The sequence below is a fragment of the Thiocapsa sp. C2-2m genome (genome assembly GCF_041903745.1).
GTDB lineage: Bacteria > Pseudomonadota > Gammaproteobacteria > Chromatiales > Chromatiaceae > Thiocapsa > Thiocapsa roseilacustris.
In genome coordinates this window covers 200212-222903 of sequence record NZ_JBBWVD010000003.1, presented here as the reverse complement: position 1 = coordinate 222903, position 22692 = coordinate 200212, and the positions used below count along the sequence as shown (strand labels likewise).

Below are 22692 nucleotides of genomic sequence, written 5' to 3'. Positions count from 1 at the left end.
TCGGGATACGGTGTCCATCGACGAGGCAAGATAGGCCGTCTACCGGAGGAACCCGCCGTATGGTTGTTCTCTCGCTCATCACTCCACCGCAAACCGAGAACCGGCGACCGACTCCTGAAAGCCAGCGGCAACAGCATGTTGGATGACAGCGCGCCCTCCGCAAGCCCCCTAGCCGTCCAGACGCTCGGCGCCATGGGTGCGCAGATCACGCGGGTCGTGTCCTTGCTCGGGCGTTTCGACCTGGGGCTCAGCCTTCATGACGCAGGCAAGCCCATTCCCGGCTCTTATTGGGGTGAATCGGAAGCCGGCCTGGTCGGCGACGTCCTGCATGCCACACCCGAGACGCCTCTGCACTCGGTTCTGCACGAGGCGGGGCATTGGATCTGCATGGACCCGGATCGGCGCGCGCGCCTGCATACGGATGCCGGCGGCGACGACGCGGAAGAGAACGCCGTCTGTTATCTCCAAGTGTTGCTGGCGGACGCCGTCCCTGGTCTCGGGCGCGAGCGGATCTTCGCGGACATGGACGCGTGGGGCTACAGCTTCCGGCTGGGCTCGACAAAGCACTGGTTCGAGCAGGATGCAGAGGATGCCCGACTCTGGCTCTTGGCGAACGGCCTCGTGGATTCGGTGGATCGCCCGACATGGCGGGTGCGCCAACGTCCTCCGCCGCCCTATACTTGACGTATCGGATCCCCGCAGATGTAGGAGTCACCGATGCGTATCGTTCACCTGACCGTCGCGATTTTGATCATCGCTGTTTCCGCCCCGACCTTCGCGTGGGGTCCTTACGGACCGCCACCGCCCGGAGCCTACTATCCCGCAGCCCCATGGGCCGGCGAGTGGAGCAACCCGGGTTCCTTCGCGGATCCGGGCAATCCTTATGGGCAGGGGTCTTTCGGACCACCGCCGTTCATGGATCCGCCTGGGTTGCCTGCACCGCCGAGCGCCCCCTTCGCCGGACGATCGGATGCACCTCCCGCGCAGCCCGCAACCTGGAGCCAGCGGGGAAGACATCTTTCGATCACGCGACGGACGACGCCCGACGCCTACCTCGTCGAGATCAGGCTCGCGAACATCGATCCCGAGCAGGTTCAAATCATGTCCCGAGGGCGTGGATTGAGGATTGCCTACCGGACTCGTGCCGAAGAGTATCGGCAAGACAGCTTCGGCGCGGGCTATGGTCGGGGCTACAGTGTCGTGAGCGGGTCGGCGAGTCAGCATCTGGCATTGCCGCCGGACGCCGACATCGCGGCCATGGCGCGCGAGGTGACCTCCGACCGGATCCAGCTGCGCATCCCTCGTGTGGATCTGCGGCGACCGGCGCCTTGGTTTAGTCCGCCCGAGTCGGAGCGGAACACGGAACCGGGCCCGAGCGCATCCGCACCGGAGTGAGCCACAACCTCCGGGGCGAGCGGGGGCTATCAGCTTTCAGAGGATCGGCCAAGATGTAGGGGCGACTTCAGTCGCCCCTACCCGGCACCCCGCCTACCGCCAAAGATCAACCCATCAGTCAGGAACCCACGCCAATGCCGTTCGACACACCTCAGGACGCCGAGGACGCCTTCTACGATGCGCTGGAGGCGGGCGACCCCGCGGCCATGGTCCAGGTGTGGGAGGACTCGGAGAGCATCGCCTGTCTCCTGCCGATGACGCCGCTGGTGATGGGGTGGGAGGTTCTGCAGCTGTGGCGATCCATCTTCGAGCAGGCCGGGGCCTTCGACATCCAGGTGCGGCACATTGCCTGGATCGAGGCCGGCGAGACCGCGATCCACCTGATCGAAGAGCGTATGCAGGGCGGGGCACCCGGTCAGCCGGGCCCCGCGATCTACGGCACCAACGTCTTCAGAAAAGGGGCCGATGGCTGGCGCCTGCTGATCCACCAGAATTCGCCGACGCCGCAGGCGCCGAGTGCACCGGGGGCTTGAGATCGGACCCGATCAAGACGGGCCCGCAGTAAGCCTCGGTCGTCGGGTCCACATCACGACCCTCGGCTGCCGGCTCAACGAGGCCGAATCCGAGGAGTGGGCCGAGCGTTTCCGGGACGCGGGTTATCGCGTGGTCGATGCGAACGCCCCCGCAGACCTGGTCGTCGTCAACACCTGCGCCGTCACACAGGAGGCGGTGCGCAAATCGCGCGGAGTCCTGCGGCGCAGCCAACGCGCCAATCCAGGGGCGCGACTCATCGTCAGCGGCTGTCTCGCCACGCTCGGAGACAGCGCCATCTCCGCCGAGACCGGCGTCGATCTGATCGTCGCCAATCGCGACAAGGACCGCCTGGTCGAGATCGCGCTCGCCACCCTGAGCCTTCCGGCCATGCCCGAGACGGCCGCCACCGACGCCGCCGGGGCACTATTCGCGCGCGGCCGTCAGCGTGCCTTCATCAAGATCCAAGACGGCTGTCGCTACAGCTGTACCTTCTGCATCACCACCGTCGCGCGCGGTGCCGAGCGCAGCCGGACCCCTGCCGAGATCATCGGCGCCATCAATCGACTGGTCGAGCAGGGCATCCGCGAGGTTGTCCTGACCGGCGTGCATCTCGGCGGATACGGCAGCGACTCGGGCAGTACGCTCTCCGAGCTGATCGCGCGCATCCTCGGCGAGACCCGGATCCCCCGTCTGCGCCTCGGCTCGTTGGAACCTTGGGATCTCGGCGAGGCGTTTTGGCGATGCTTCGAGGATCCGCGACTGATGCCGCATCTGCACCTGCCGCTGCAAAGCGGCTCGGACCGCGTCCTGCGACGCATGGCACGGCGCTGCAAGACCGCGGAGTTTGCGACCCTGGTGGAGCAGGGTCGCGCGCGCGTGCCGGACCTCAACATCACGACCGACATCATCGTCGGCTTCCCCGGCGAGAGCTTCGATGACTGGGACGAGACCCTCGCCTTCGCCGAGTCGATGCGATTCGGGCACATCCATGCCTTTGCCTACTCGCCGCGGTCAGGAACCCGCGCGGCCGAGATGCCGGGCCAGGTCGATAGCCAGACCAAGCATCCGCGCTTGATGGCGCTCAAGGACCTCGCACTGAACATGCGCAAAGCGGTCCTGCACGAGCAGATCGGGAAGGTCGTCGAGATCCTCTGCGAGGGCAACCCCGGCGACGAGCGGCGGGAGTCCCGATTCGGCTACACCCCCAACTATCTGCCAGCTCAGGTCGCGGCACACCAGACCGCGATCGACGGCAATCAACTCGTCAAGGTCGTGCTTTCCGGATTGGAGGAAGGCGGACTCGCGCTGGTCGGGCAGCCAATCGATCCGGCGGATCGTGGAACAGGCATCCAGGACTAAAGGGATCCGAGACCGGGCTCAGAGGCCCCGGTCGATCTGCGCGGCGCGTGCGGCGCTGAGCTCGGTGGCAACGTAAGCGAGCGAAAGGCCCATCTCGCGCGTCCAGGACAGCTCGATGCGCCACGTCGGCGACGGCGTCCAGACATGCATGGCGACGCCTTCGCCGCGACGGATCGCCACCAAACGGCGCCCGGGCGTGGTCGCATCGGGGGAGAAGCGGCTGCGGTCTTCGCCGAGCCCGTAGATGTCGCGCAAGGCGCCATAGGTCTCCTCATACCGCAGTTGCGTCGAGACGCCGAAGGCGAGCACGACCTTGTAGATCTTATGATTGAAGGCGAGCACATAGAGTCGATCCGGGCCATCGACGAACACCAAGGCCAAACTCGCGTCCTGCTCCTGGCGCACAAGCGGCGGCGGCACGACCTGCAACAGCGGCCCGACATCACCGCCCAAACAATAACGCCCGAACACCATTTTGAGGCACGGCTCGTTGGCGAATGCACCTGAGGAGGCAAGCGCAGCGATGAGAAAGGTGACGATCGCGGCGATTCGGATTTCCATGGTCCCGCGCATGATGCCTCCGAAGCAATCTTGAAAGGCTGGGGCCATCATCGGCTGCACCCGGCGCCTTGAGCGATGAGGGCCGCGCCCTCTCTGAAAATCGGTGTCCCCGCCTCCCGGGTCAAGGGATGCAGCTCCAGAGGTGCACCCCAGAGCCGTTCCATCACCGCAGCGACCTTGGTTGGCTCGCCGCTCGTCCAGAAGCGCTCGGTCCCGACACGGCCGGACGGCGCCAGCAATCCGGCCTCGGCCAGACGGCGGTGAACCTGCCGCGCAACGGCAGCGCCGGAGTCCAACACGACCGTCCGCGGTCCGGCGATCTCGCCGATCAGCCTAACCAGGTGCGGATAATGGGTGCAGCCCAGGACCAGGGTATCGGCACCCTGCGCCAAGAGCGGCTCGACGTAGGCCCTCAACAGGGCTCGCGTGCCTTCGCCTTCCAAATCGCCAGCCTCGACTCGCTCGACCAGCCCCGGACAGGCCTGGAGGAGGATCTCGGGCCCCTCACCCAAGCGCGCGAGTAGCTGCTTGAAGGTGTGGCTCGCCAGGGTCTGTCGCGTGGCCAGAACACCGACCACACCCGAGCGGGTCTGCTCGATGGCTGGCTTGACCGCGGGTTCCATGGCGATCACCGGCACTGAATAGCGGGTCCGAAGCACCCGGGCCGCTGCGCCGGTCGCCGTATTGCATGCCACGACGATTGCCTTCGCCCCGCGTGCGAGCAACAGCTCCGTGACGGCAACGGCGCGACGCTCGATCGCATCGGCAGACTGATCGCCGTAGGGCGCATAGGCCGAGTCGGCAACATAGAGCAGATCTTCGTGCGGCAGCTCGCGATGAATCTCGCGCAGGACCGAGAGACCGCCGACACCCGAGTCGAAGACGCCGATCGGTTGAGGGGACGTCATCGCGTGAGCACGCTTGCCGAAGCAGGTTTTCGGGACATGATGTGAGGCATCAGGATCGCCGTGTTGATTAGGAAATGTTAAACCGCGCCCGGTGCGGCATGCGTGGTTTGTTGGATTGGCTTGGCCGCGCCAGCTCCGACAACGGTCGGAGCTGGCGCGGTTTCGACGCTCGACCTCGAGGGCGGACTCACAGATCGAACCGCGCCCAGACCGGACAATGGTCCGAAGGCTTGTCCATGCTGCGAATGGCATAGTCGATATCGGCATCCAGCAGACGCTCGCGCAGGGGCGCAGTCACCAGGAGATGATCGATCCGCAGCCCGTGCTTGGGGTCACGCTCGAAGCCGCGCGAGCGATAATCGAACCAGCTGAAGCGGTCGTCGACCTCGGGGTGCACCGTGCGATAGGCATCGACCAGACCCCAATCGGTCAAGGTCTCGAGCCATTCGCGCTCCTCCGGGAGGAAGCTGCATTTGCCGGTGCGCAACCAGCGCTTGGCGTTGTCCGCCCCGATGCCGATGTCCAGGTCGAGCGGCGCGACATTCATATCGCCCAGCACGACGAGGTTCTGGTCGGACGTGCAGAATTCCCGCAGATAGGCCGTGAGATCCGCATAGAACTTGCGCTTGTTCGGGAACTTGGTCGGATGGTCACGACTCTCGCCCTGCGGAAAGTAGCCGTTGATCACCGTGATATCGCCACCGCCGGGTGAGGGGTAGCGGCCGATGATGGCGCGCCGCTGAGCATCCTCGCCGTCTCCCGGAAAGCCTTTGACGACTGCGAGCGGCTCGACTTTGCTCAAGAGCGCGACACCGTAGTGCGACTTCTGGCCGTGGAAGTGGGTCGCAAACCCAAGCCCTCGTACCAGATCGACCGGAAAGGCATCGTCGGCGACCTTACACTCCTGCAGGCCCAGGACATCCGGATCATGGGCAGCCTTGATCGCTTCGAGCTGATGGGGTCGCGCGCGAATTCCATTGATATTGAAGGAAATAATCTTGAACACGACGAAGACGCTCGCTAACCTCGGTGGCCGACATGGCGCGAAAAGGCTACCACGGCGACGGCGGGCATCCAAACCGGTCGTTCACTGCGTCCGAGCAGCACGATCGAGCCGACTCAGATCGCGTCGACGACCCTGACAGCACCGGCTGGTGTATCTTGGGACACCCTTACAAGAGTCCACCCGTTCTCACTCATGAAGGCGATGATCCTCGCCGCCGGCCGCGGCAATCGAATGCGCCCCCTGACCGATCAGGTCCCCAAGCCCCTGCTCGAGGCCGGCGGTCGCCCCTTGATTCAGCATCATCTGGAGCGTCTGGCCGCGGCCGACATCCGGGACATCGTGATCAACCACGCCCATCTCGGCGAGCAGATCGAGGCGGCATTGGGTGACGGCAGTCGATTCAGCGTCCGCATCCGCTACTCCCCGGAGCAAACGGCCCTGGAGACCGGCGGCGGCATCTTCAAGGCCCTGCCGCTGCTTGGACCGGACCCCTTCCTCGTGATCAACGGAGACATCTGGTGCGATATCGATCCGGGCGCCCTGCACCTCGCCGGGACCGACCTCGCCCACCTGGTGCTGGTCGACAACCCGCAGCACCACCCGAGCGGCGATTTCATTTTGACGGGCGGCCGGGTTCAAGCCGGTGGAGAGCAAACCAGGGGCGACCACACCGCGGGGCCGAGGCGTCTGACCTTCAGCGGGGTCGGCGTCTACAGCCCGAGTCTGTTCGTGGGGTGTCGCCCCGGGGCCTTTGCGCTGGCGCCTCTGCTTCGAGAAGCAATGGCGCAGGGCCGGGTCGGCGGAGAGCGCCACCGCGGATGCTGGTTCGACATCGGCACGCCCGAGCGGCTCGCCGAGCTGGATCGGCTCCTGCGGGAGTGATCCCAACGCACTTCGCCTATCGAGCGGCCCGAGATCCGACCATAATGAAGCCCAAGTCAACCCTGATGGGGGACAAGGGATGGGCCAGGAGATTGCGGAGGCGCATTTCACCGAGCAGGACTTCGTCGAGTTCGCCGCCAGGCTGCGCGAGGAGACGGCGCTCCTGGAGCGCTGGCTCGCCTCCGATCGGTTCGAGACCGACGGGCCGACCGCGGGATTCGAGCTGGAGGCTTGGCTCGTGGACCCGCGGCTGGATCCGGCACCCGAGGTCGAGTCGCTCCTTGCGGGTCTGAACGACCCCTTGGTGGTCGCGGAGCTCGCGACCTTCAACGCGGAGATCAACGGCTCGCCGATGCCGCTGACGGGCGATTGCCTGTCTCGACTCGCGACCGAGCTCACCGCGACGCTGCAACGCTGCGACCGTGTGGCGCAAACCCTGGGGACCCGTCTCCTGACGATCGGCATCCTACCGACCGTGCGCCCGCAGCATCTGAGCCTCGGCGCGATGACACCGCGACAGCGTTACCGCGCCCTGAACGACCAGATCTTCGCCCTGCGGCACGACCGCCCCTTGAGGCTCGAGATCGCGGGTCGCGAGGGCCTCGCGCTGGAGTGGCACGATGTCATGTTGGAAGCCGCCGCAACCTCTTTTCAGATCCACCTCAAGGTAACCCCGGGGGAAGCGGCGCGCGTCTACAACGCCGCGAAGATCATCAGCGGGCCCATGGTCGCCATCACGGCCAACTCGCCTTATCTCTTCGGACACGACCTCTGGGACGAGACCCGGATCCCGCTGTTCGAGCAGGCGGTCTCCCCGGGCGGCCCCATCCTGCAGGAACGCGTGAGCTTCGGTTTCCGGTATGCCGCGCGTTCGATCATGGAGACCTTTCGCGCGAACCTCGACCGCTATCCGGTCCTGCTCCCGCACCTCATGGCGGAGGAGCCACAGGCGTTGGCCCATCTGCGTCTTCACAATGGTACCATTTGGCGTTGGAACCGCCCGCTGCTCGGCTTCGATGCAGCAGGGCGACCGCATCTGCGCATCGAGCACCGTGTCGTGCCGGCCGGCCCGACAGTGTCGGACATGCTCGCGAATGCGGCCTTGTATCTGGGTGCCGTACGCGATCTGGCCGGACAACCCGAGCCGCCGGAATCGCGGATGCCCTTCCTGCAGACCCGCGCGGCCTTTTATGCCTGCGCGCGCGAAGGGCTCGATGCCGAGATTCAGTGGCTCGACGGCGCGATCCTGCCGGTCAGACGCATCCTCGGGGAGGATCTCCTACCCCGAGCGCGACGTGGGCTGCAGGCTGCAGGCATCGACCCGCCGGAGATCGCACATTGGCTCAGCATCATCGAGCGACGGCTCGAAACGGGCCGAACCGGCGCCCGTTGGCAACGCGGCTGGGTTGAACGCCATGGCCCCGACATGGCCGGCCTGACCGCCGCCTACCTGGAACAGCAAGGCTCCGGGCGGCCGGTACACGAGTGGACCTTGCTCGGCTGATCGGAACCGGTCAAACCCCCGGCTCACTCGAATCGACCACGACAGGCTCGACTGGATACCTAAACCAACTCCCGTATCGACGACAAAGACGCCATGCTCCAAGAGCTCGATCACCTTCCGGAAGGCATCCTCGAGGCCGCAAGCCATGAGCTTGATTGGCTGCTCGGCGTGCCGACCTTGATCCATCTATCCGGCGCCCGCGAGCCCGCACTCTTCGTGTCGGTGCTCATGCACGGCAACGAGACGGTCGGGTGGGAGGCGATCCGAGCTTTGCTGCGCGACCGGCTCGAACGCTTCGGCGAGCTGCGTTTGCCGCGGTCACTGAGCCTCTTCATCGGCAACGTCAGCGCTGCGGCATCCGGGGTGCGCCGTCTGCCCGGACAACCGGACTACAACCGTGTGTGGCCCGGCACCGATCGTGCGCACACCCCCGAGCACGATCTCATGGCGGAGGTCGTGCGCATCATGGCCGGGCGCGGGCTGTTCGCCAGTCTGGACCTGCACAACAACACGGGCTCAAACCCGCACTATGCCTGCGTGAATCGGATCGACAACCGGTTTCTGAACCTCGCCAATCTGTTCGGGCGCATCGTCGTCTATTTCACCCGACCGACCGGGGTGCAATCTCTTGCGATGGCCGAGCTGTGCCCGTCCGTGACGGTGGAATGCGGCAAGGTCGGAGAGCAGCAGGGGATCGAGCACGCCCGCAGCTTCATCGAAGCCGCGCTGAATCTCGCACGCATCTCTCCCCATCCGGTCGCGCCGCAGGATATCGATCTCTTCCACACGGTTGCCCAAGTGAAGATCCGCGAGGAGGTCGGGTTCGGATTCTCTCCGGAAGAGGCCGACCTGCGGCTCAATCCGGCCTTGGAGCATCTCAACTTCTGCGAGCTACCCAGAGGCATGGCCTTCGCTCGCGTCAACCCAGGTCTCGGAATCGGTCTGGACGTGCGCGACGAGCACGGCCGGGATGTCGGCGAGCGCTATTTCCACGTCGAAGACCACGAGCTGCGGCTGTGTCAGCCTGTGATGCCCTCGATGTTGACGACCAATCAGGTCGTCATCCGCCAGGATTGTCTCTGTTACTTAATGGAGCGCTACAGCGACCATCTACCCACCGAAGACTAAGGCGGTTCCCGGAAACTTCCATGGCCGTAGGTTGTGCTGACGATAGGAAGCACAACCTGCACCGACGGTTGGTTGTGCCTCGCACGGCTCGGCACAACCTGCGGCCATCGGCGCCGGGGCGCCATCCGTCAGACATCCGCCGACGTCGCGCCGTCGAGAACCTCGCTCGCCTGACGATCGGCATGATAGGAGGAGCGGACCATCGGCGCGCTCGCGACATTGGAAAAGCCGATCGACTCGGCGAAGTGCCTGAGGTCGTCGAACTCGCCGGGCGTCCAGTAGCGCTTCACGGGCAGGTGATCGCGACTGGGCTGGAGATACTGGCCCACGGTGAGCATGTCGCAACCATGCGCGCGCAGGTCCCGCAGGGTCTCGTCGACCTCATCGCGCGTCTCCCCGAGCCCCAGCATCAACCCCGATTTGGTCGGAGCTCCGGGGTGCGCCGCCTTGAACGCAGCGAGTAGCCGCAGCGACCCCGCATAGTCCGCCCCGGGACGCACCTCCCGGTAGAGCCGCGGAACCGTCTCGAGATTGTGGTTGAAGACGTCCGGAACCCCGGCACCCCCGAACTGCGCCAGCGCGAGCGCCTCACGACCGCGGAAATCCGGCACCAAGACCTCGAGCTTGATCGCCGGACTGCGCTCCCGAACCGCGGCCAGGCAGGCCGCAAAATGCGCGGCTCCGCCGTCGCGAAGATCGTCTCGGTCGACCGATGTGATCACGACATAGCGAAGGCCCATCGCCTCGATCGACTCGGCCAGATGTCGCGGCTCATCCGGATCGACAGGCTGCGGACGCCCGTGCGCCACGTCGCAGAAGGGGCAGCGCCGCGTGCAGATATCGCCCAAGATCATGAAGGTCGCGGTGCCGTGACTGAAGCACTCGCCCAGGTTCGGGCACATCGCCTCTTCACAGACGGTCGACAGCTTGCCTTTACGCAGCAGGGCCTTGATCCGGCTGACTCCCGCACCGACGGGCGCCTTGGCACGGATCCATGCCGGTTTGCGCAGGATCTCCGTTGCGGGTTCAACCTTGACCGGGATACATGAAACCTTGTCGTGTCCGCGCTGATGGGTGTCGGGGGTCGTGCGAGAAGGGGCGTCTAGCGGATGTTCGGGTGGCATGGCTGATAGAGGGCACGGTTTGGAATGAGCAATCGGCACGTGGCGCTCGCGTCCACCGGACGGAGAGGCTGCGGGGTATGCCGGCATTCGCTGTTGTTGCTTGCAAATTCGCGCCGATCGGATTCGGCCGGGAGAGCAGTCGCGTCGCGATCACAGAGGGTTGGGGTGCGCTAGGCCGATCACCAGACCGACGTCCCGAAGGAACGGGAAAAAAATAAGTAACACAGCTCGACGAGAGAATATCTTTGCCACGCTCATCGTTGTCGTTGTCGTTGTCGTTCTCGATTACGACAACGACAACGACAACGACAACGATTGGATTCGGTGCCCAGTTTATTTCCGAAACGTGATTAAGGGCATTCTTGCGCGTGGGATTCTCGTCCGGCGGACGAACCCGTCGGATTCTGCTTCACCGCGGAAAAAGGCGATCCATCAGCAGTCCGAACCAGGGTGTAAACCACTCCGGTCGGCGTGTGAGGGTGCGATGAATGGCCGGAACGGACATCCATCGCCAAGCCCCGATCTCGGTGGGATCTGGCCGCGGATCCCCCGCGTAAACGCCGAAAAAGACATGAAGGTACTCATGCTCGACCAGACCCGATGCCTGATCCTCCGCGCGATAGACCATTTGGGTGCGCTCGGTAAGCGGCACGCGGAATCCGAATTCTTCCTTCAGACGCCGGCCGGCAGCCTGAATCGTCGACTCATCCGGCCGGGGATGGCCGCAACAGGTGTTGGACCAACGTGTCGCGAAATGATATTTGACATCGGCGCGTCGCTGCAGCAGTACCCGGTCGTCCGCGTCGAAGACCAGGATCGAGAAGGCGCGATGCAGTTGACCATCGCGATGCGCATCGATCTTGCCGGCGCGACCGAGGGCAAGATCCCGGTCGTTGACCAAGATGACCTGTTCGCAAGCGTCTCGTTGCGATGCCCGCTCCAAGGCATCGGCCGCAAGCGGCGGTACGATTCGAGCACTCAAGAATGACCTCCAACGAAACGTCTCGGCGCGACGTCGCCGCAGTCCAACTCAGGCGCTGCAACCGAAGGCATCGATCGCCGCGCTCAGCTCCGCGTGATGAATGGCGTGATCCTCGATCGGGATACCGGCAGCAATGGCATCCCAGGCCTGACGGATGCTTGCGGCACCACCGCGCGGGCCCATCGGATGCCCGAAGACGCCTCGCCCCGGCACGAAGCCGAAATCGCGCGTTCCGAGGTCATCGTAGACCCGCTTGAGCGTCCCGGCCCAATCGCTTCCGCCGGGCACCGGCAGACTCGGACGAAGATGACCCATCGGCCCAAGGCATGCGGCGGCGTTGCGGCGAACCTCGGCATCCGACATGAACATGCGACCGCCGAAGCCCGGCATGATGATGACGTCGAATCCGGCCAGCCGCTGCAACTTGGTCATGACCACGGAGCCGATGCCAAACCGTTCCAACCGACTCAGGGCGGCAATCATCGGGAAGTGCGCGACCAAGGGCACGCGAGTTTGCCGAGCAAGCATTCGAACAGCACTCAATCCGACCGGCAAGGCATTGACGAGCAGGGCATTCGCGCCGTTCTTAACCGCCATGTCGTGCAGATCGGTCAACCGACCCACCTCGTCGGTGACGTTGGCCAGGTAGACCTTAGCAGTCCCCGTCTCCGCTTCCGCCCGCCGCCGAGCCGAACCCAAGAGCGCGGATCGACGCTCAAGGCTACACCAATCGGTATCGCAAAGCATCTCGTCGTCTTTTGCGACATCCAGCCCACCCAACCAACCTTGGAGACCGAGCTCCGCCATATCCTCCGGTGCCAATCCGATATTCGGCTTGATGACCCCGAAGAAGATCGGACGATCGTAAACCCCGAGCAGGTTTCGGAAACCGCCGACTCCGTAGCGCGGACCGTCGAACCGGCTCAGATAGGCGTCGGGAAAATGAATGTCGAGCAGCTTCACGACCGGGGCACCGGGCGAGAAGAAGGTGCCTTCGCCGCAGACCGCACTCAGTAGGTTCGGGATACGCGGGCCGAAGTTGCGATGTGGATGGGCGATGCGGACACGACAGGCATGGATCGCGCCCTCACCCGGCGCCCTCAGACCATAGCTGAAGTCCGGGAGTGTCGCATCGACGGAAAGATGGACGACCTTCGCGCCGAACTCGCCGCGCAGATCCTCGCCCGAGCCGACCCGGTGCCATTGGGCGGTCGACTGCTCCGAGCAGAAGTGCGCAACGGCAACGCGCGGGTCTCCCCGGCACTCCAAGTAGTAGTCGAGACGCAGATAGGCGTCGGGATCCAGGGTATCCGCATCCGCAAAAAACCCTTCGAGATCGGCTGGCGTCATCCGCTATTGCTCTCCGCTGACCTGCATCAGAAGCCGACGCTCATCGCGCGGGCCATCCAATTCGACGAAAAAGATCGACTGCCATCCGCCGAGAAGCAAACGTCCATCGGCAACCGGGATGGTCTGCGATGCGGTCATCAGGAGCCCGAGCAGGTGGGAATGTGCGTTCAGCCGACCATCGACCGGCTCGCGATTGTGACGAAAATCCGAGTCGGCGGGAACGAGGCGGTGAAGGAAATCGAGCATGTCGCGCTGCAACATCGGCTCTTTTTCATTCAAGGACACGAATGCGGTCGTGTGGGGCGAGAACAAGGTCACTTGACCTTGAGCAATTCGGCATCCCTGAAAGCGTGCCTGGACGAGTGCCGTGATATCGATGATCTCGATCGGTGCGGCCGTGCGTAGGAAGATCGATTCGCAGGGAAAGAACATGCTTGGTGCTTCGGGGGGGCTTCGTGCGTTGCGATCTCGGGCGGGGGCCGCGTTGCACGCCGCCCGCCCGAGATCGCAACTCGCCGCCTGATCTAACGGCCGGCAGGCAGGGGAGCCATCTGTGCCGCAGGCGTCACAGCGGCAGCCTTACCGGAAGCCGGCACGCCGTCGGACAGCCAGTTGAAGTCGGCCGTGCTGAGCAGAATGAAGTGGATCAACAGCCCGAGCACCAACAGGAAACCGAACAAAGCAACCAGTGTTCTGCGCGGATCGAAGATCTGCCAAATCTTATGCATGAGTTAATCTCCTAAAGACATAGGCCGGGACGGCGCAGATCGCTGCGCTCCTCCCGTCGGAATCCATCGCGAGTCTAAGGCGCTCGACTACAGCCAGGGGCGCCAGAACCAGGCAAGGATGTGAGCAAAGACAGCAACCCCGACGAATCCGGACATGCTCTGCACGAAGATGCCGTGAAACTCCTTCGCCTCTTCTTCGGTCAGCCCGGACATGCTTTTCTCTTCAGCCATGGAATTACCCTCACTTGTCATGTTTTGGCCAGTTGGCCGTTACCGCGATCTTCCCCGCGGCGGGAACCACATTGGATCGGATCGCCCATAGGTCTCGAAGGCCAATGCGGACGATCCCGATGCGAACACCGGACTAAACGCCACCGAGCCAGTTAAAGGCAGGACTGCTGAGCAGGATAAAGTGGATCAACAACGCCAGGACGAGCAGGAATCCAAGCAAGCCTGAGAGTGCTCTACGCGGATCGAAAATCTGCCAAATTTTGTGCATTTTCAAACTCCAGTGTCTAAAAGATGGGACTTGCTGTGTCAGCAAACGCCCGGTGGGTCATCATTTGACGCCCGCCGCCTCGGTTAAAGCCAAGGACGCCACAACCAAACCAGGATGTGCGCAACGACCACGATCGATGTGAAGGTGACGAAACTCGACACGAAGATGCCATGAAACTCTTTCGCCTCGTTTTCTGTCAGACCCGATGTCGTGACGTTCCGGTTGGTCATCGATAGCTCCTCGCCTTGTGACCGGGACCCTTTCCCTATCAGGTGTTATACCCTAGCCTGAGCAACCTGACGGTTGCGAGCGGCAGGATAAGGGTGCGGTCTGCTGAATCATCTCACCCGCTATGCGCCGGACCGGAATCAGGCGCTGCCTTTTGGCATCCTTGCCTTTCCGGCCAGCCGAGCCGGCCGACTTGCTCACAACTGCTTCAGCCCCTCCGCGGGCGCTGCTTCTGCCGCGGGCTCGACCGGAGCCGCTTCCTCGGGCACCGCAATCAGGGTCGGACCTGCAAGTGCGGGGTAGTCCTTGAGCATCTGAGCACCGTAAAGTGGCTTATAAGCGCCCTGATGGCAAGTCACGCAGCTCACACGGTAGGGATCGCCCAACGGACCCTTTCGTGTTTCGGGCAACACCTCGTTCAACGGCCAGATGTATTCCTGGTTCATCTCACGCACCATCCGGATCCCATACCAGGCGGTGGTCCGCTGCGGGGTGCTCTGATCCCAGGCAAAGAAGGAGCGACTGTTGTGGCAGAAGGTGCAGTTGACGCCGAGTGCGTCGGACATGTACATCATCAATCCATAGGTCCACTCCGCCTGCTTGGTCGAAGCCAGATTGCCGCTCGGCAGGGCCGAATCGCCGATCACCCGAATCTCGTTTGCCTGATCGAGGAAGGGCGTGAAGGGGTCGAACGGCAAAGACGCATAGGCAACCGTCGACGCCGCGATGTTTTGGCCCGTCGGAGCCACACCGGAGGGCAGATTCGGACCCGGATCGGTCGTCCAGACATACTCGGGTACCGGCTTGCCGCGATGACAGGTGTAGCAGGTGACGCCCGTATCCGCGACATGGTCCTTCCAAGCGGAGTTGGCTTGCTGCGTCATCTGGAACATCTTGCGCGATACGACCTTCGTATAGATGTCGTCGGACGCCCAGTTGCCGGGAACGTGGCAGTAGTTGCATCCCTGCTCCGGAGAGACCCAAGTCGTTACGGCCACCATCAGACGGGTGAAATCCGCAACGGTGAGATCGCTCAGGACCTGGACATTCTCATAGACCTCGGAGACCTTCGGTCCACCTGGCGGTGCCGCCGGAATCGCCTCGGGGGGCTGGTTCGCCTTAAAACTTCGAGCCAGATTGCCGGGGTTTTGGACGTGCTCCATCGCCAGACCGCGGTAACCCAGTTGGACGGTCTCGGGAGGCGGCACTTCACAGCCGGCAACAAAAACCGAAGCGACAACAGCGGCGAGCGGGATCGACCTGTAATTAGCCATCTTCATTGCGAAACCCCCTGCAACAGCGTCGGATCCACAATGCCGCCATCAAGCGGGTAGACGGGAGCGACGCCATGCTTCACGGCCCACAGATACCAGTTGTCGACCACCGTGCCGGTCAGGAGAATCCCGATGCCGGCGGTGATAACCGTCAAGACCGCGAACCACCAAGCCCAGCGATGAATCGATTCCATCGTGGCATTGAAGCCCATCGTCCAGCGCCAGAAGAGTGCTGCCCGCTCCGATGCCGTGCCGCGATGCGTGATCTGGTCGATCTCACGATCGCCTCCGAACCGGCTGACGGCGAGGATGGTCGCACCATGCATGGCAAAGAGTAGGGCCGAGCCATACAGGAAGGCAATCGAGAGCATATGGAACGGGTTGTAATAGAGGTTCCCGTATCGGATCGAGAAGGCCGCGGTCCAGTCAAGGTGAGGGAAGATACCGAAAGGCACTGCCTCCGCCCAGCTTCCCATCAACACCGGGCGAATGAAGCCCAGGCTTAGATAGAAGAAGATCGCCGCTGCAAACGCCCACGACAGCCACTGACTTAAACCCAGATCCGCAGCACGCTTGTAGGTCCGGATCCACCAAAGGATGATGGAGGTGGTCAGGAAGAAACCGGCGATCAGCCACCAGCCGCCATCACCCAAAGGAGGGATACTGAGGCCGTAGGACGGTGGTGGCGGCTCAAGCGCCAACCAGAAGAAGTTCTTGACGAACTCGATCGGGCTCCAATTCACGGAAGCCGCCATGTTGAAGCCGATGATCTCGATGGCGATAAAGCCAAAGAGCAAGGATGCAACACCGGTGAATCCGAGGTAGATGGGACCAATCTGAGCGTCGCCGATCTTGCCTGCCCAGTAGGAGAAGATCGGCGTGCCGATACGCGGCAGATTGCCTTTCGGCATGGGCGTTCCGGGGTAAGCCGGAGAGCGCACCTGCACGCTTGTAAAAATGTTCTGATATTCAGCCATTGTTGTCTCCTAGACCCTACCAGAGCGGAAGCTCAAGCCACCAGTTCCACCATTCCGGCCAGCCGCGCGTCCAGAAGGGTCCGCTGATCACGATGCAGACGGCGCTCCAGAAGACTGCACTCAGCGCCAGGAAGAGGCCCAGGCGATGGATACCAAGTGCGCCGACGGAGTAGCCGATCAGATCCCGGAAGAAGGTGTTCTCGTGCTCACCGGTCTTGACCGGCTCGCCCTTCTTGGGATTAGTCACCGACAGGATCAGTGAGCCGTGCATCGCCAGCGCCAGAGTCGTGGTGAAGAAGAAAGTGATTGCGAGCATATGGGCCGGGTTGTAATGGAAGTGCAGGTACTGGTAACCCACATTCGAAACCCAGTCCAAGTGGCTCATGATTCCGTACGGGAAGCCATGACCCCACGCGCCCATCAAGATGGGACGAATCACCACGAGCGTGACATAGGCACCGATCGCGAAGCTGAAGGCGAAGGGGACGTGGAAACCGATTCCGAGCTTGCGGGAAATCTCGACCTGCCTCAACGCCCAGGAGACGAATGCCCCGATCGCGCAGACTGTAATGAACTGCCAAAGACCGCCCTGATCAAGCGGCGCCATTCCTAGCCCGTAGCTGAGATCCGGGGGAGCGATGTTGATCTGCCAGATGTTGTACGTCTGCAGCTCAGGCGTCGGACCGAGGGTGGCGCCCCAGACGATCAAGAGCGTACCTAACAATGCGAAGAAGAACGCCGAGACTCCAAAGAAGCCGACATAGAACGGCCCCACCCAGAAGTCGAATAGGTCGCCCCCTATCAGCGTCCCGCCACGGACGCGGTATTTTTTCTCAAAACTGAGCATGGCCATCGTAAAATCCTCTGCTGGGGAGGCATCCGATTCGGCTGCCTCCTCTTAGCACTGTCGGCGGTAGGTGGGGCCTGGCCAATGGGTCCAGCCTCCCCTGCCACCCCCGTAAAGGACGCTATTGCCTTTGCGGCACAACCGGCGTCACTTGCATCTGGCTGACCGCCGACTTGGCCGGGATGCCGTCTTCGAGCCAATTGAAGTCTGCAGTGCTGAGCAGGACCAAGTGAATGCCTAGGGCCAAGACGAGCAGGAACCCAAACAGGGCGATCAGGATGGGGCGTGGATTCATGATCAGCCAGATTTTCCACAAGCTTTCAGTCGAGATCATATTCATTTCTCCTCGAATCAGTACGAGTTAGATCATCTTGCGACCGGCACCCTCGGGCGCCAGCGCTGAATGGGTTGCCGTTACAGCCAGGGGCGCCACAGCCATGCCAGGATGTGCGCAACGATCACGATTCCGAAAAAGGTGGTCATGCTCTGCACGAAGATCCCGTGGAACTCTTTCGCTTCTTCTTCGGTCACGCCGGACATGCTGGTGTTTTCAGCCATTGATCGATCCTCCAGTAGGAGATGAACCTAAGTGACGCCGCACCGACCCCGTGCGGCGGGGGTTTCGTCGCGGACCAACGGACCGCGACGGAGAAGCCAACCGGATTGTCCGGGCAGGCTCTCGATTCCACCGCCCCTCAATCGGGGACGGACAACCTATGCCGAGCGAGGCGAAGCCCCCGACCGACGAACAAGACCCGGCTTCGCCCCGCAGCGCACCTTGCCCGTGGACCTCGACCTCGAAGGATGTCTTGAGCGACGCAAACGGCGTAACGTTCGGTGCTACGAATCGCGGATTGTTTAGGTCGGGTCTCACGGGTGCGGCACGAAAGCCTTGCGGGGTGGCTGGATTTAGGTGTCAGTCTAGCTTGACTGACGTAGATGTCAATCTACATTTACACCTCTTTTGCGCCGCAGTTGCGCGCGGACAACTCGCGGGTCGGGACCGGTCCCGGGGTCGCAGAGTCGAAGGAGAGATCGCTTGATAAACAGGGCCGGAAGGGTCGACAGGCGGGCGCCTGCCGATCCGACGCGCAGAGAAGGAAAGGGAGGAAGAGACACCGCCGCCGACCGGCCCGCTCGAGTGCGGGCGGGTCAGGCGACTCGTGGTCCGCTGTAGAATTCCCGAGATCGTTTGAGCGCCTCGTGCAGCACGGCAGAGGTGTCGGGACGTTCCTTGTCGTTGTCGACGATCGATACGACCACGATTACGATTACGATTACGATTACGATTACGACAACGACAACTAAGGTGATTTCCGCAAACTTCCATACCCGTAGGTTGTGCTGACGATAGGAAGCACAACTCGCGCCGACGGTTGGTTGTGCCTCGCGCGGCTCGGCACAACCTACGCTGTTGGTATGAGGGTTTCCGGTATTCGCCTAAGATGATCTCGGACGGTCTCGGAATTTCTGAACCCTTGCACTAGACCGAGCGCTGCGCCTCAAGCACGCGCTCGAGACCCACGCGGTCGTCGGCCGCATTGCGCGAGGCCCGCTCGGCGGCATCGCGCAGGCGTTTGGCGGCCGAAATCCGCACCAAGACGGGCTGGGCCTCGACAATCCGGTCGAACGCGGCGAGTGCGTCCTCGTCCCAAGGCAGCTCGCGATGCAACCGGGCCGGCGTGGCATCGACCTTGTCGAGATCGGTTCCGAGCGGGATGATGTTGAAGAGCGCGTCGAAGAGTGCGTTGCAGACCTCTTGGACGATGTAGGTCGCGCCCGAGTAGCCCATGAAGGGCGTGCCGGTATGTCGACGGATCACGGTGCCGGGGAACGACGCCGGGATATAGGTCGCGCGTGCGCCGACCTCGGACAGATACATACGCTCGTTGTAGCTTCCGAAGACGATCAGCGGCGTCTTTTTATGCACCGCCTCGCGTACGACATCGTTGTCCGGTTTCACGCCGGCCTTGCGCGAGAAGGCGAAATGGCAGGGCAGACCCAGCTCGTCTTCGAGGAAATGACGCAAGCCCCGCGCATAGGTGTCCGTGGCCACAACGCCGAAGCTGGCCGTGCCGAAGAAGTCCTGTGTCACCGATCGCCAGAGATCCCAGATCGGCTTGATGGTCGTGTGCTTTTCCTGCTCGATGAAGGGTTCCGGATCCAGCTCAAGCAGCTCTCCGAGGGTACGCAGGAACTTGGTTGTACTGTGCAGGCCGATCGGGGCCTGGATATAGGGCCGCTCCAGCGCCTCGCAGAGGCTGCGCCCGAACTCACGGTACATGCAGATGTTGACATCTGCATTGACTAGCTCGGGCACCAGATCGAGATGGCTGCCCAACGGGAAGACCTGATTGACCGTCGCCCCGATCCCTTCCACCAGCCGCCTGATCTCGGCGAGATCGGACGGGGTGTTGAAGGTCCCGTACATGGGTCCGATGATATTCACGCGCGGGGGCTCGCCCGGCTTGCGCGGCTTGGCCTTGGGCATCCCGCCCTTCTTCAGGCCGTACTGGCTCCACAGCCAGTACATGGCGCGATTCGCACTCTGCCACTGATCCTCGTCGATGGTGCGCGGCAGGAAACGATGGATGTTGGTCCCTTCGGGCGTCACCCCGCCGCCGATCATCTCGGCGATCGATCCGGTCACAACCACGGCGGGCTGCTTGGGATCCAGTGTGGCGTAGGCGCGACGCATCGCCTCCTCGGTGCCCTTCTGGCCCAGCTCCTCCTCGCCCAGACCGGTGACGACCACCGGCAGCTCGTGCGGCGGCAACCCGTCCGTATAGTGCAGAACGGCGGTCACCGGGAGGTTCTCGCAGCCGACCGGACCATCGATGATGACCTGCAGGCCCTTGATGGCCGCGAAGACATAGACGGAGCCCCAATAACCGCCGGCGCGGTCGAGGTCGTTGATCAACATGGGTAAAACGTCCTCGTGACCGGACTCATAGCGGCTTGACGACTGGGGATGGGACGGGCGCGGCGACAGAAACGGGCGGCTGATCCCAGATCCCGCAGGTCTCACCCACGCCCACGCCCTCGAAGAAGCTGCGCATGGCGGTGAAGCGATGCCGGTTGGCCAGCGCCGTATTGATGACCTGCGCCAGAGAACCGGCACCCGCGGGACCCATCAGCGGACGCGCCGAGATGAGATTCGTGAAGTAGAGCGCCGGGATGCTCATCTCCTTGGCCGCCTGCACGACCGGCGTGGTCCCGATCGCAAGATCCGGCTCCAGCGCCTTCACCGCCGCGATGTCCTGCTCCAGCGACGCACGGAACTGAACCGGCACCCCGCGCGACTCCAGCCAGGCCAGATCCGCTTCGGACCAGGGGGTGCGCCCGCAGGCGGTGCCGACATAGGGGACGTCCGCGCCGGACTCGATCAGCAGACGCGCGACCAGCAGCTCGGACCCCTCGTAGCCGGAGACCGTCACCCGGCCCTTGATCGGACTGCCCGAGAGGGCACCGGCGATGGCCGGCAGGATCTTGTTCTTGGCCAGATCGACCTTGGCCTGTGCGATCCCGCAGGCCGCTCCGATCGCATCGAGCCAGCTTGCGGTCCCTTCGCACCCGACCGGTGCCGAGCCGACGACGGGGCGACCCGCCAGAGCAAACTCGCGTGCGCTCGCGGCGTACTGAGGGTGAATCGCCGCGGCAACCCGACAATCGAGCGCCCCGTAAAGCTCGCGCCATTCGCGGGTCGGCACGACCGGCCCGGGTGCCAGCCCCATCGGCTCAAGCATCATCCCGATCCCCACCGGATCGGCCGGGAACATCTCCCCGAGCAGGGTCACGGTCGGCCGCTCGCTGCGACCGCCGCGCGGTGCCTGCACCGGGCCTTGCTCAGCTTCCGTGCGTGCATATTGCAGCATGGCACCGGCGAGCACGTCCTTCGCCTCGGCATGGGTCGGCACCCCGAATCCGGGTACGTCGATACCGAGGATGCGCACGCCGTTGAGCGCTTTGGGCAGGAGACGCAGCGGCACCCCCGAGGCGGTCGGCACACAGAGGTTGATCACCACGACCGTATCATAGTGCTCCGGATCGGCGAGCTTAAGCACCGCCTCGCGCACGTCCTCGAAGAGTGCGCCCGAGACCAGCGTCTCCGAGTCGAAGGGCACATAGCCGACCGAGCGACGCGCGCCGTAGAAATGGGAGGTGAAGGTCAGACCGTAGACACAACAGCCCGAGCCGGCGAGCACCATGGCCGTGCGCCGCATCCGCAGCCCGACGCGCAAGGCGCCGAACGCCGGGCACATCGTCTGGGGTTGATCGTGCGGGCCCTTCGGATAGTCCTTCGCGAACCGCTCCAACAACTCGCGGTTTCCCGACGCGACCGCAGCGGCGTGCAAGGTCTCGGCGCCACCGTGACAGCCGCTCCCCTCCCCCGCGTCGGCCGAGCGATCCCCGATCGGCCCTTCGCGCTCGGATGGCTCAGACATCGTCGTAGATCACCTCGAGCGAGGGTTTTTTGAAGGTCGCAGCACTGCACATGTCCTCGGCCGTCGCCGGCTCGAGCACCACATGACGGCCGACCACATCGCCCGTGAAGAGACCCAGCAGGCCGTCCTGATCGAGGGGTTTCGGATGAATCGGGGGCGCCAGGCCCACGTTGGTCGCCAACTCTTCGAACAGCGGACCCCAGCGATCGCCCGGTCGGCCGATGATCTCGTAGTTGGCGCTCATGCGGCGGATTTCGTCGTTCGCCGGGATAGTCGCCAGGATCGGGATCTCGACCGCCTTGGCAAAGGCTTGAGCCTCGCCGGTGCCGTCGTCTTTGTTGATCACCATACCCGCCACGCCGACGTTGCCGCCGAGTCCACGGAAGTACTCGACCGCGGAGCAGACGTTGTTGGCGACATAGAGGGATTGCAGATCGTTCGATCCGACCACGATCACCTTCTGACAGAGATCGCGCGCGATCGGCAGACCGAAGCCGCCGCAGACCACGTCGCCGAGGAAGTCGAGCAGGACATAGTCGAAGTCCCACTCGTGGAAGCCCATGCCTTCGAGCAGCTCGAAGCCGTGAATGATGCCGCGACCGCCGCAGCCCCGACCCACGTCCGGACCGCCCAGCTCCATCGCGAAGACACCGTCGCGCTTGAAGCAGACGTCGCCGATGCTGACCTTGTCGCCGGCGCGCTTCTTCTCGCCCGAGGTTCCCAGGATGGTGGGACAGGCACGCCCGCCGAACAGCAGGGTCGTGGTGTCGCTCTTGGGGTCGCAGCCGATCAACAGGACCTTCTTGCCCTGCTGCGCCATCATGTAGGAGAGGTTGGCTAGCGTGAAGCTCTTGCCGATGCCGCCCTTGCCGTAGATCGCGATGATCTGGGTCTCCTTGATGGCGGGCGTGGCGATCGAGGGTGCGCCGACCGGATCCTTGGTCGATTGGCGCCCGGGCAC

26 protein-coding genes are annotated in these 22692 nt (G+C 63.5%); 7 read left to right on the top strand and 19 right to left on the bottom strand.

Translation table 11 applies throughout. From position 1 onward, the window contains the following. Positions 1-192 precede the first annotated feature (192 nt). From AADX97_RS03660 to mtaB, 4 genes are all read left to right on the top strand, one after another. On the top strand, positions 193-684 hold the full coding sequence (locus AADX97_RS03660) for a hypothetical protein (protein ID WP_374231781.1): 492 nt from the start codon (positions 193-195) through the stop codon (positions 682-684). A gap of 33 nt (positions 685-717) precedes the next feature. Next, positions 718-1395: a hypothetical protein gene (locus AADX97_RS03655; protein WP_374231645.1), complete on the top strand. Its 678-nt coding sequence runs from the start codon at positions 718-720 to the stop codon at positions 1393-1395. Between the two features lie 134 nt (positions 1396-1529). Beyond that, complete coding sequence (locus AADX97_RS03650; protein ID WP_374231644.1) at positions 1530-1928, top strand: nuclear transport factor 2 family protein; 399 nt, start codon at positions 1530-1532, stop codon at positions 1926-1928. Then, on the top strand, positions 1912-3288 hold the full coding sequence (gene mtaB, locus AADX97_RS03645) for a tRNA (N(6)-L-threonylcarbamoyladenosine(37)-C(2))-methylthiotransferase MtaB (protein ID WP_374231643.1): 1377 nt from the start codon (positions 1912-1914) through the stop codon (positions 3286-3288). The genes AADX97_RS03650 and mtaB overlap by 17 nt, the downstream gene beginning before the upstream one ends. 18 nt (positions 3289-3306) lie before the next feature. On the opposite strand, the gene AADX97_RS03640 is transcribed toward mtaB, so the two are convergent. The 3 genes from AADX97_RS03640 to xthA form a co-directional block, all read right to left on the bottom strand. Further along, complete coding sequence (locus tag AADX97_RS03640; protein ID WP_374231641.1) at positions 3307-3861, bottom strand: hypothetical protein; 555 nt, start codon at positions 3859-3861, stop codon at positions 3307-3309. A gap of 35 nt (positions 3862-3896) precedes the next feature. Further along, positions 3897-4757 (bottom strand): glutamate racemase, encoded by an 861-nt coding sequence (gene murI, locus AADX97_RS03635; RefSeq protein ID WP_374231640.1) that lies wholly within the window; start codon positions 4755-4757, stop codon positions 3897-3899. Positions 4758-4944: 187 nt separating this feature from the next. Beyond that, positions 4945-5763, bottom strand: coding sequence for an exodeoxyribonuclease III (gene xthA / locus AADX97_RS03630; protein WP_374231639.1), 819 nt, complete (start codon positions 5761-5763; stop codon positions 4945-4947). 192 nt (positions 5764-5955) lie between these two features. Between xthA and murU the strand changes: the two genes are divergently transcribed. The 3 genes from murU (at position 5956) to AADX97_RS03615 (ending at position 9277) form a co-directional block, all read left to right on the top strand. Beyond that, the gene (gene murU / locus AADX97_RS03625) at positions 5956-6645 is read left to right on the top strand and encodes an N-acetylmuramate alpha-1-phosphate uridylyltransferase MurU (protein WP_374231638.1); all 690 of its coding nucleotides are present in this window, start codon (positions 5956-5958) and stop codon (positions 6643-6645) included. 79 nt (positions 6646-6724) lie between these two features. Continuing rightward, positions 6725-8149 (top strand): glutamate--cysteine ligase, encoded by a 1425-nt coding sequence (locus AADX97_RS03620; RefSeq protein WP_374231637.1) that lies wholly within the window; start codon positions 6725-6727, stop codon positions 8147-8149. 93 nt (positions 8150-8242) lie between these two features. After that, a complete protein-coding gene (locus tag AADX97_RS03615; protein WP_374231636.1) occupies positions 8243-9277 on the top strand; it encodes a M14 family metallopeptidase in 1035 nt (344 codons plus the stop codon). A 128-nt stretch (positions 9278-9405) separates the two neighbouring features. On the opposite strand, the gene lipA is transcribed toward AADX97_RS03615, so the two are convergent. The 16 genes from lipA to AADX97_RS03535 all read right to left on the bottom strand — a co-directional run bounded on the left by lipA (position 9406) and on the right by AADX97_RS03535 (position 22647). Beyond that, positions 9406-10401 (bottom strand): lipoyl synthase, encoded by a 996-nt coding sequence (gene lipA / locus AADX97_RS03610; RefSeq protein WP_374231635.1) that lies wholly within the window; start codon positions 10399-10401, stop codon positions 9406-9408. A gap of 409 nt (positions 10402-10810) precedes the next feature. Continuing rightward, the gene (idi, locus tag AADX97_RS03605) at positions 10811-11383 is read right to left on the bottom strand and encodes an isopentenyl-diphosphate Delta-isomerase (protein WP_374231634.1); all 573 of its coding nucleotides are present in this window, start codon (positions 11381-11383) and stop codon (positions 10811-10813) included. A 48-nt stretch (positions 11384-11431) separates the two neighbouring features. Continuing rightward, a complete protein-coding gene (locus AADX97_RS03600) occupies positions 11432-12733 on the bottom strand; it encodes a RuBisCO large subunit C-terminal-like domain-containing protein (RefSeq protein WP_374231633.1) in 1302 nt (433 codons plus the stop codon). Between the two features lie 3 nt (positions 12734-12736). Continuing rightward, a complete protein-coding gene (locus AADX97_RS03595) occupies positions 12737-13165 on the bottom strand; it encodes a secondary thiamine-phosphate synthase enzyme YjbQ (protein ID WP_374231632.1) in 429 nt (142 codons plus the stop codon). 92 nt (positions 13166-13257) lie between these two features. Then, positions 13258-13461 (bottom strand): light-harvesting antenna LH1, alpha subunit, encoded by a 204-nt coding sequence (gene pufA, locus AADX97_RS03590; RefSeq protein WP_374231631.1) that lies wholly within the window; start codon positions 13459-13461, stop codon positions 13258-13260. A gap of 87 nt (positions 13462-13548) precedes the next feature. Next, positions 13549-13692 carry a light-harvesting antenna LH1, beta subunit gene (gene pufB, locus AADX97_RS03585; protein WP_374231629.1) on the bottom strand — a complete coding sequence of 48 codons (144 nt, stop codon included), beginning with the start codon at positions 13690-13692 and terminating at the stop codon, positions 13549-13551. 133 nt (positions 13693-13825) lie between these two features. Next, positions 13826-13960: a light-harvesting antenna LH1, alpha subunit gene (pufA, locus tag AADX97_RS03580; protein ID WP_374231628.1), complete on the bottom strand. Its 135-nt coding sequence runs from the start codon at positions 13958-13960 to the stop codon at positions 13826-13828. A gap of 83 nt (positions 13961-14043) precedes the next feature. After that, a complete protein-coding gene (gene pufB / locus AADX97_RS03575; protein ID WP_007191994.1) occupies positions 14044-14190 on the bottom strand; it encodes a light-harvesting antenna LH1, beta subunit in 147 nt (48 codons plus the stop codon). Between the two features lie 195 nt (positions 14191-14385). After that, positions 14386-15468 carry a photosynthetic reaction center cytochrome PufC gene (pufC, locus tag AADX97_RS03570; protein ID WP_374231625.1) on the bottom strand — a complete coding sequence of 361 codons (1083 nt, stop codon included), beginning with the start codon at positions 15466-15468 and terminating at the stop codon, positions 14386-14388. Next, positions 15465-16439, bottom strand: coding sequence for a photosynthetic reaction center subunit M (pufM, locus tag AADX97_RS03565; RefSeq protein WP_374231624.1), 975 nt, complete (start codon positions 16437-16439; stop codon positions 15465-15467). Before pufM ends, pufC begins: the two co-directional genes overlap by 4 nt. Positions 16440-16455: 16 nt before the next feature. After that, positions 16456-17292, bottom strand: coding sequence for a photosynthetic reaction center subunit L (pufL, locus tag AADX97_RS03560; protein ID WP_374231622.1), 837 nt, complete (start codon positions 17290-17292; stop codon positions 16456-16458). Positions 17293-17407: 115 nt separating this feature from the next. Further along, entirely contained in the window at positions 17408-17620 is a 213-nt protein-coding gene (pufA, locus tag AADX97_RS03555; protein WP_007191990.1) for a light-harvesting antenna LH1, alpha subunit, read from the bottom strand. Between the two features lie 80 nt (positions 17621-17700). After that, positions 17701-17844, bottom strand: coding sequence for a light-harvesting antenna LH1, beta subunit (pufB, locus tag AADX97_RS03550; RefSeq protein WP_007191989.1), 144 nt, complete (start codon positions 17842-17844; stop codon positions 17701-17703). A gap of 925 nt (positions 17845-18769) precedes the next feature. Continuing rightward, positions 18770-20209, bottom strand: coding sequence for a chlorophyllide a reductase subunit Z (gene bchZ, locus AADX97_RS03545; protein WP_374231621.1), 1440 nt, complete (start codon positions 20207-20209; stop codon positions 18770-18772). Between the two features lie 25 nt (positions 20210-20234). Further along, positions 20235-21731 (bottom strand): chlorophyllide a reductase subunit Y, encoded by a 1497-nt coding sequence (gene bchY, locus AADX97_RS03540; protein WP_374231620.1) that lies wholly within the window; start codon positions 21729-21731, stop codon positions 20235-20237. Continuing rightward, positions 21724-22647, bottom strand: a complete 924-nt coding sequence (locus tag AADX97_RS03535) for a chlorophyllide a reductase iron protein subunit X (protein WP_374231780.1) — start codon at positions 22645-22647, stop codon at positions 21724-21726. Before AADX97_RS03535 ends, bchY begins: the two co-directional genes overlap by 8 nt. Between the last annotated feature and the right edge of the window lie 45 nt (positions 22648-22692).

What these genes read in the sequence shown, in the direction of transcription:
- murU (WP_374231638.1), top strand. Translation starts at nt 5,956, where the DNA reads ATGAAGGCGATGATCCTCGCCGCCGGCCGCGGCAATCGAATGCGCCCC.
- lipA (WP_374231635.1), bottom strand. Translation starts at nt 10,401, where the DNA reads ATGCCACCCGAACATCCGCTAGACGCCCCTTCTCGCACGACCCCCGAC.
- pufA (WP_374231628.1), bottom strand. Translation starts at nt 13,960, where the DNA reads ATGCACAAAATTTGGCAGATTTTCGATCCGCGTAGAGCACTCTCAGGC.
- pufL (WP_374231622.1), bottom strand. Translation starts at nt 17,292, where the DNA reads ATGGCCATGCTCAGTTTTGAGAAAAAATACCGCGTCCGTGGCGGGACG.
- bchZ (WP_374231621.1), bottom strand. Translation starts at nt 20,209, where the DNA reads ATGTTGATCAACGACCTCGACCGCGCCGGCGGTTATTGGGGCTCCGTC.
- pufA (WP_007191990.1), bottom strand. Translation starts at nt 17,620, where the DNA reads ATGATCTCGACTGAAAGCTTGTGGAAAATCTGGCTGATCATGAATCCA.
- pufB (WP_007191989.1), bottom strand. Translation starts at nt 17,844, where the DNA reads ATGGCTGAAAACACCAGCATGTCCGGCGTGACCGAAGAAGAAGCGAAA.
- AADX97_RS03640 (WP_374231641.1), bottom strand. Translation starts at nt 3,861, where the DNA reads ATGCGCGGGACCATGGAAATCCGAATCGCCGCGATCGTCACCTTTCTC.
- AADX97_RS03600 (WP_374231633.1), bottom strand. Translation starts at nt 12,733, where the DNA reads ATGACGCCAGCCGATCTCGAAGGGTTTTTTGCGGATGCGGATACCCTG.
- AADX97_RS03650 (WP_374231644.1), top strand. Translation starts at nt 1,530, where the DNA reads ATGCCGTTCGACACACCTCAGGACGCCGAGGACGCCTTCTACGATGCG.
- pufB (WP_007191994.1), bottom strand. Translation starts at nt 14,190, where the DNA reads ATGACCAACCGGAACGTCACGACATCGGGTCTGACAGAAAACGAGGCG.
- pufA (WP_374231631.1), bottom strand. Translation starts at nt 13,461, where the DNA reads ATGCATAAGATTTGGCAGATCTTCGATCCGCGCAGAACACTGGTTGCT.
- pufC (WP_374231625.1), bottom strand. Translation starts at nt 15,468, where the DNA reads ATGAAGATGGCTAATTACAGGTCGATCCCGCTCGCCGCTGTTGTCGCT.
- AADX97_RS03620 (WP_374231637.1), top strand. Translation starts at nt 6,725, where the DNA reads ATGGGCCAGGAGATTGCGGAGGCGCATTTCACCGAGCAGGACTTCGTC.
- AADX97_RS03655 (WP_374231645.1), top strand. Translation starts at nt 718, where the DNA reads ATGCGTATCGTTCACCTGACCGTCGCGATTTTGATCATCGCTGTTTCC.
- bchY (WP_374231620.1), bottom strand. Translation starts at nt 21,731, where the DNA reads ATGTCTGAGCCATCCGAGCGCGAAGGGCCGATCGGGGATCGCTCGGCC.
- pufM (WP_374231624.1), bottom strand. Translation starts at nt 16,439, where the DNA reads ATGGCTGAATATCAGAACATTTTTACAAGCGTGCAGGTGCGCTCTCCG.
- AADX97_RS03660 (WP_374231781.1), top strand. Translation starts at nt 193, where the DNA reads ATGGGTGCGCAGATCACGCGGGTCGTGTCCTTGCTCGGGCGTTTCGAC.
- murI (WP_374231640.1), bottom strand. Translation starts at nt 4,757, where the DNA reads ATGACGTCCCCTCAACCGATCGGCGTCTTCGACTCGGGTGTCGGCGGT.
- AADX97_RS03615 (WP_374231636.1), top strand. Translation starts at nt 8,243, where the DNA reads ATGCTCCAAGAGCTCGATCACCTTCCGGAAGGCATCCTCGAGGCCGCA.
- pufB (WP_374231629.1), bottom strand. Translation starts at nt 13,692, where the DNA reads ATGGCTGAAGAGAAAAGCATGTCCGGGCTGACCGAAGAAGAGGCGAAG.
- AADX97_RS03595 (WP_374231632.1), bottom strand. Translation starts at nt 13,165, where the DNA reads ATGTTCTTTCCCTGCGAATCGATCTTCCTACGCACGGCCGCACCGATC.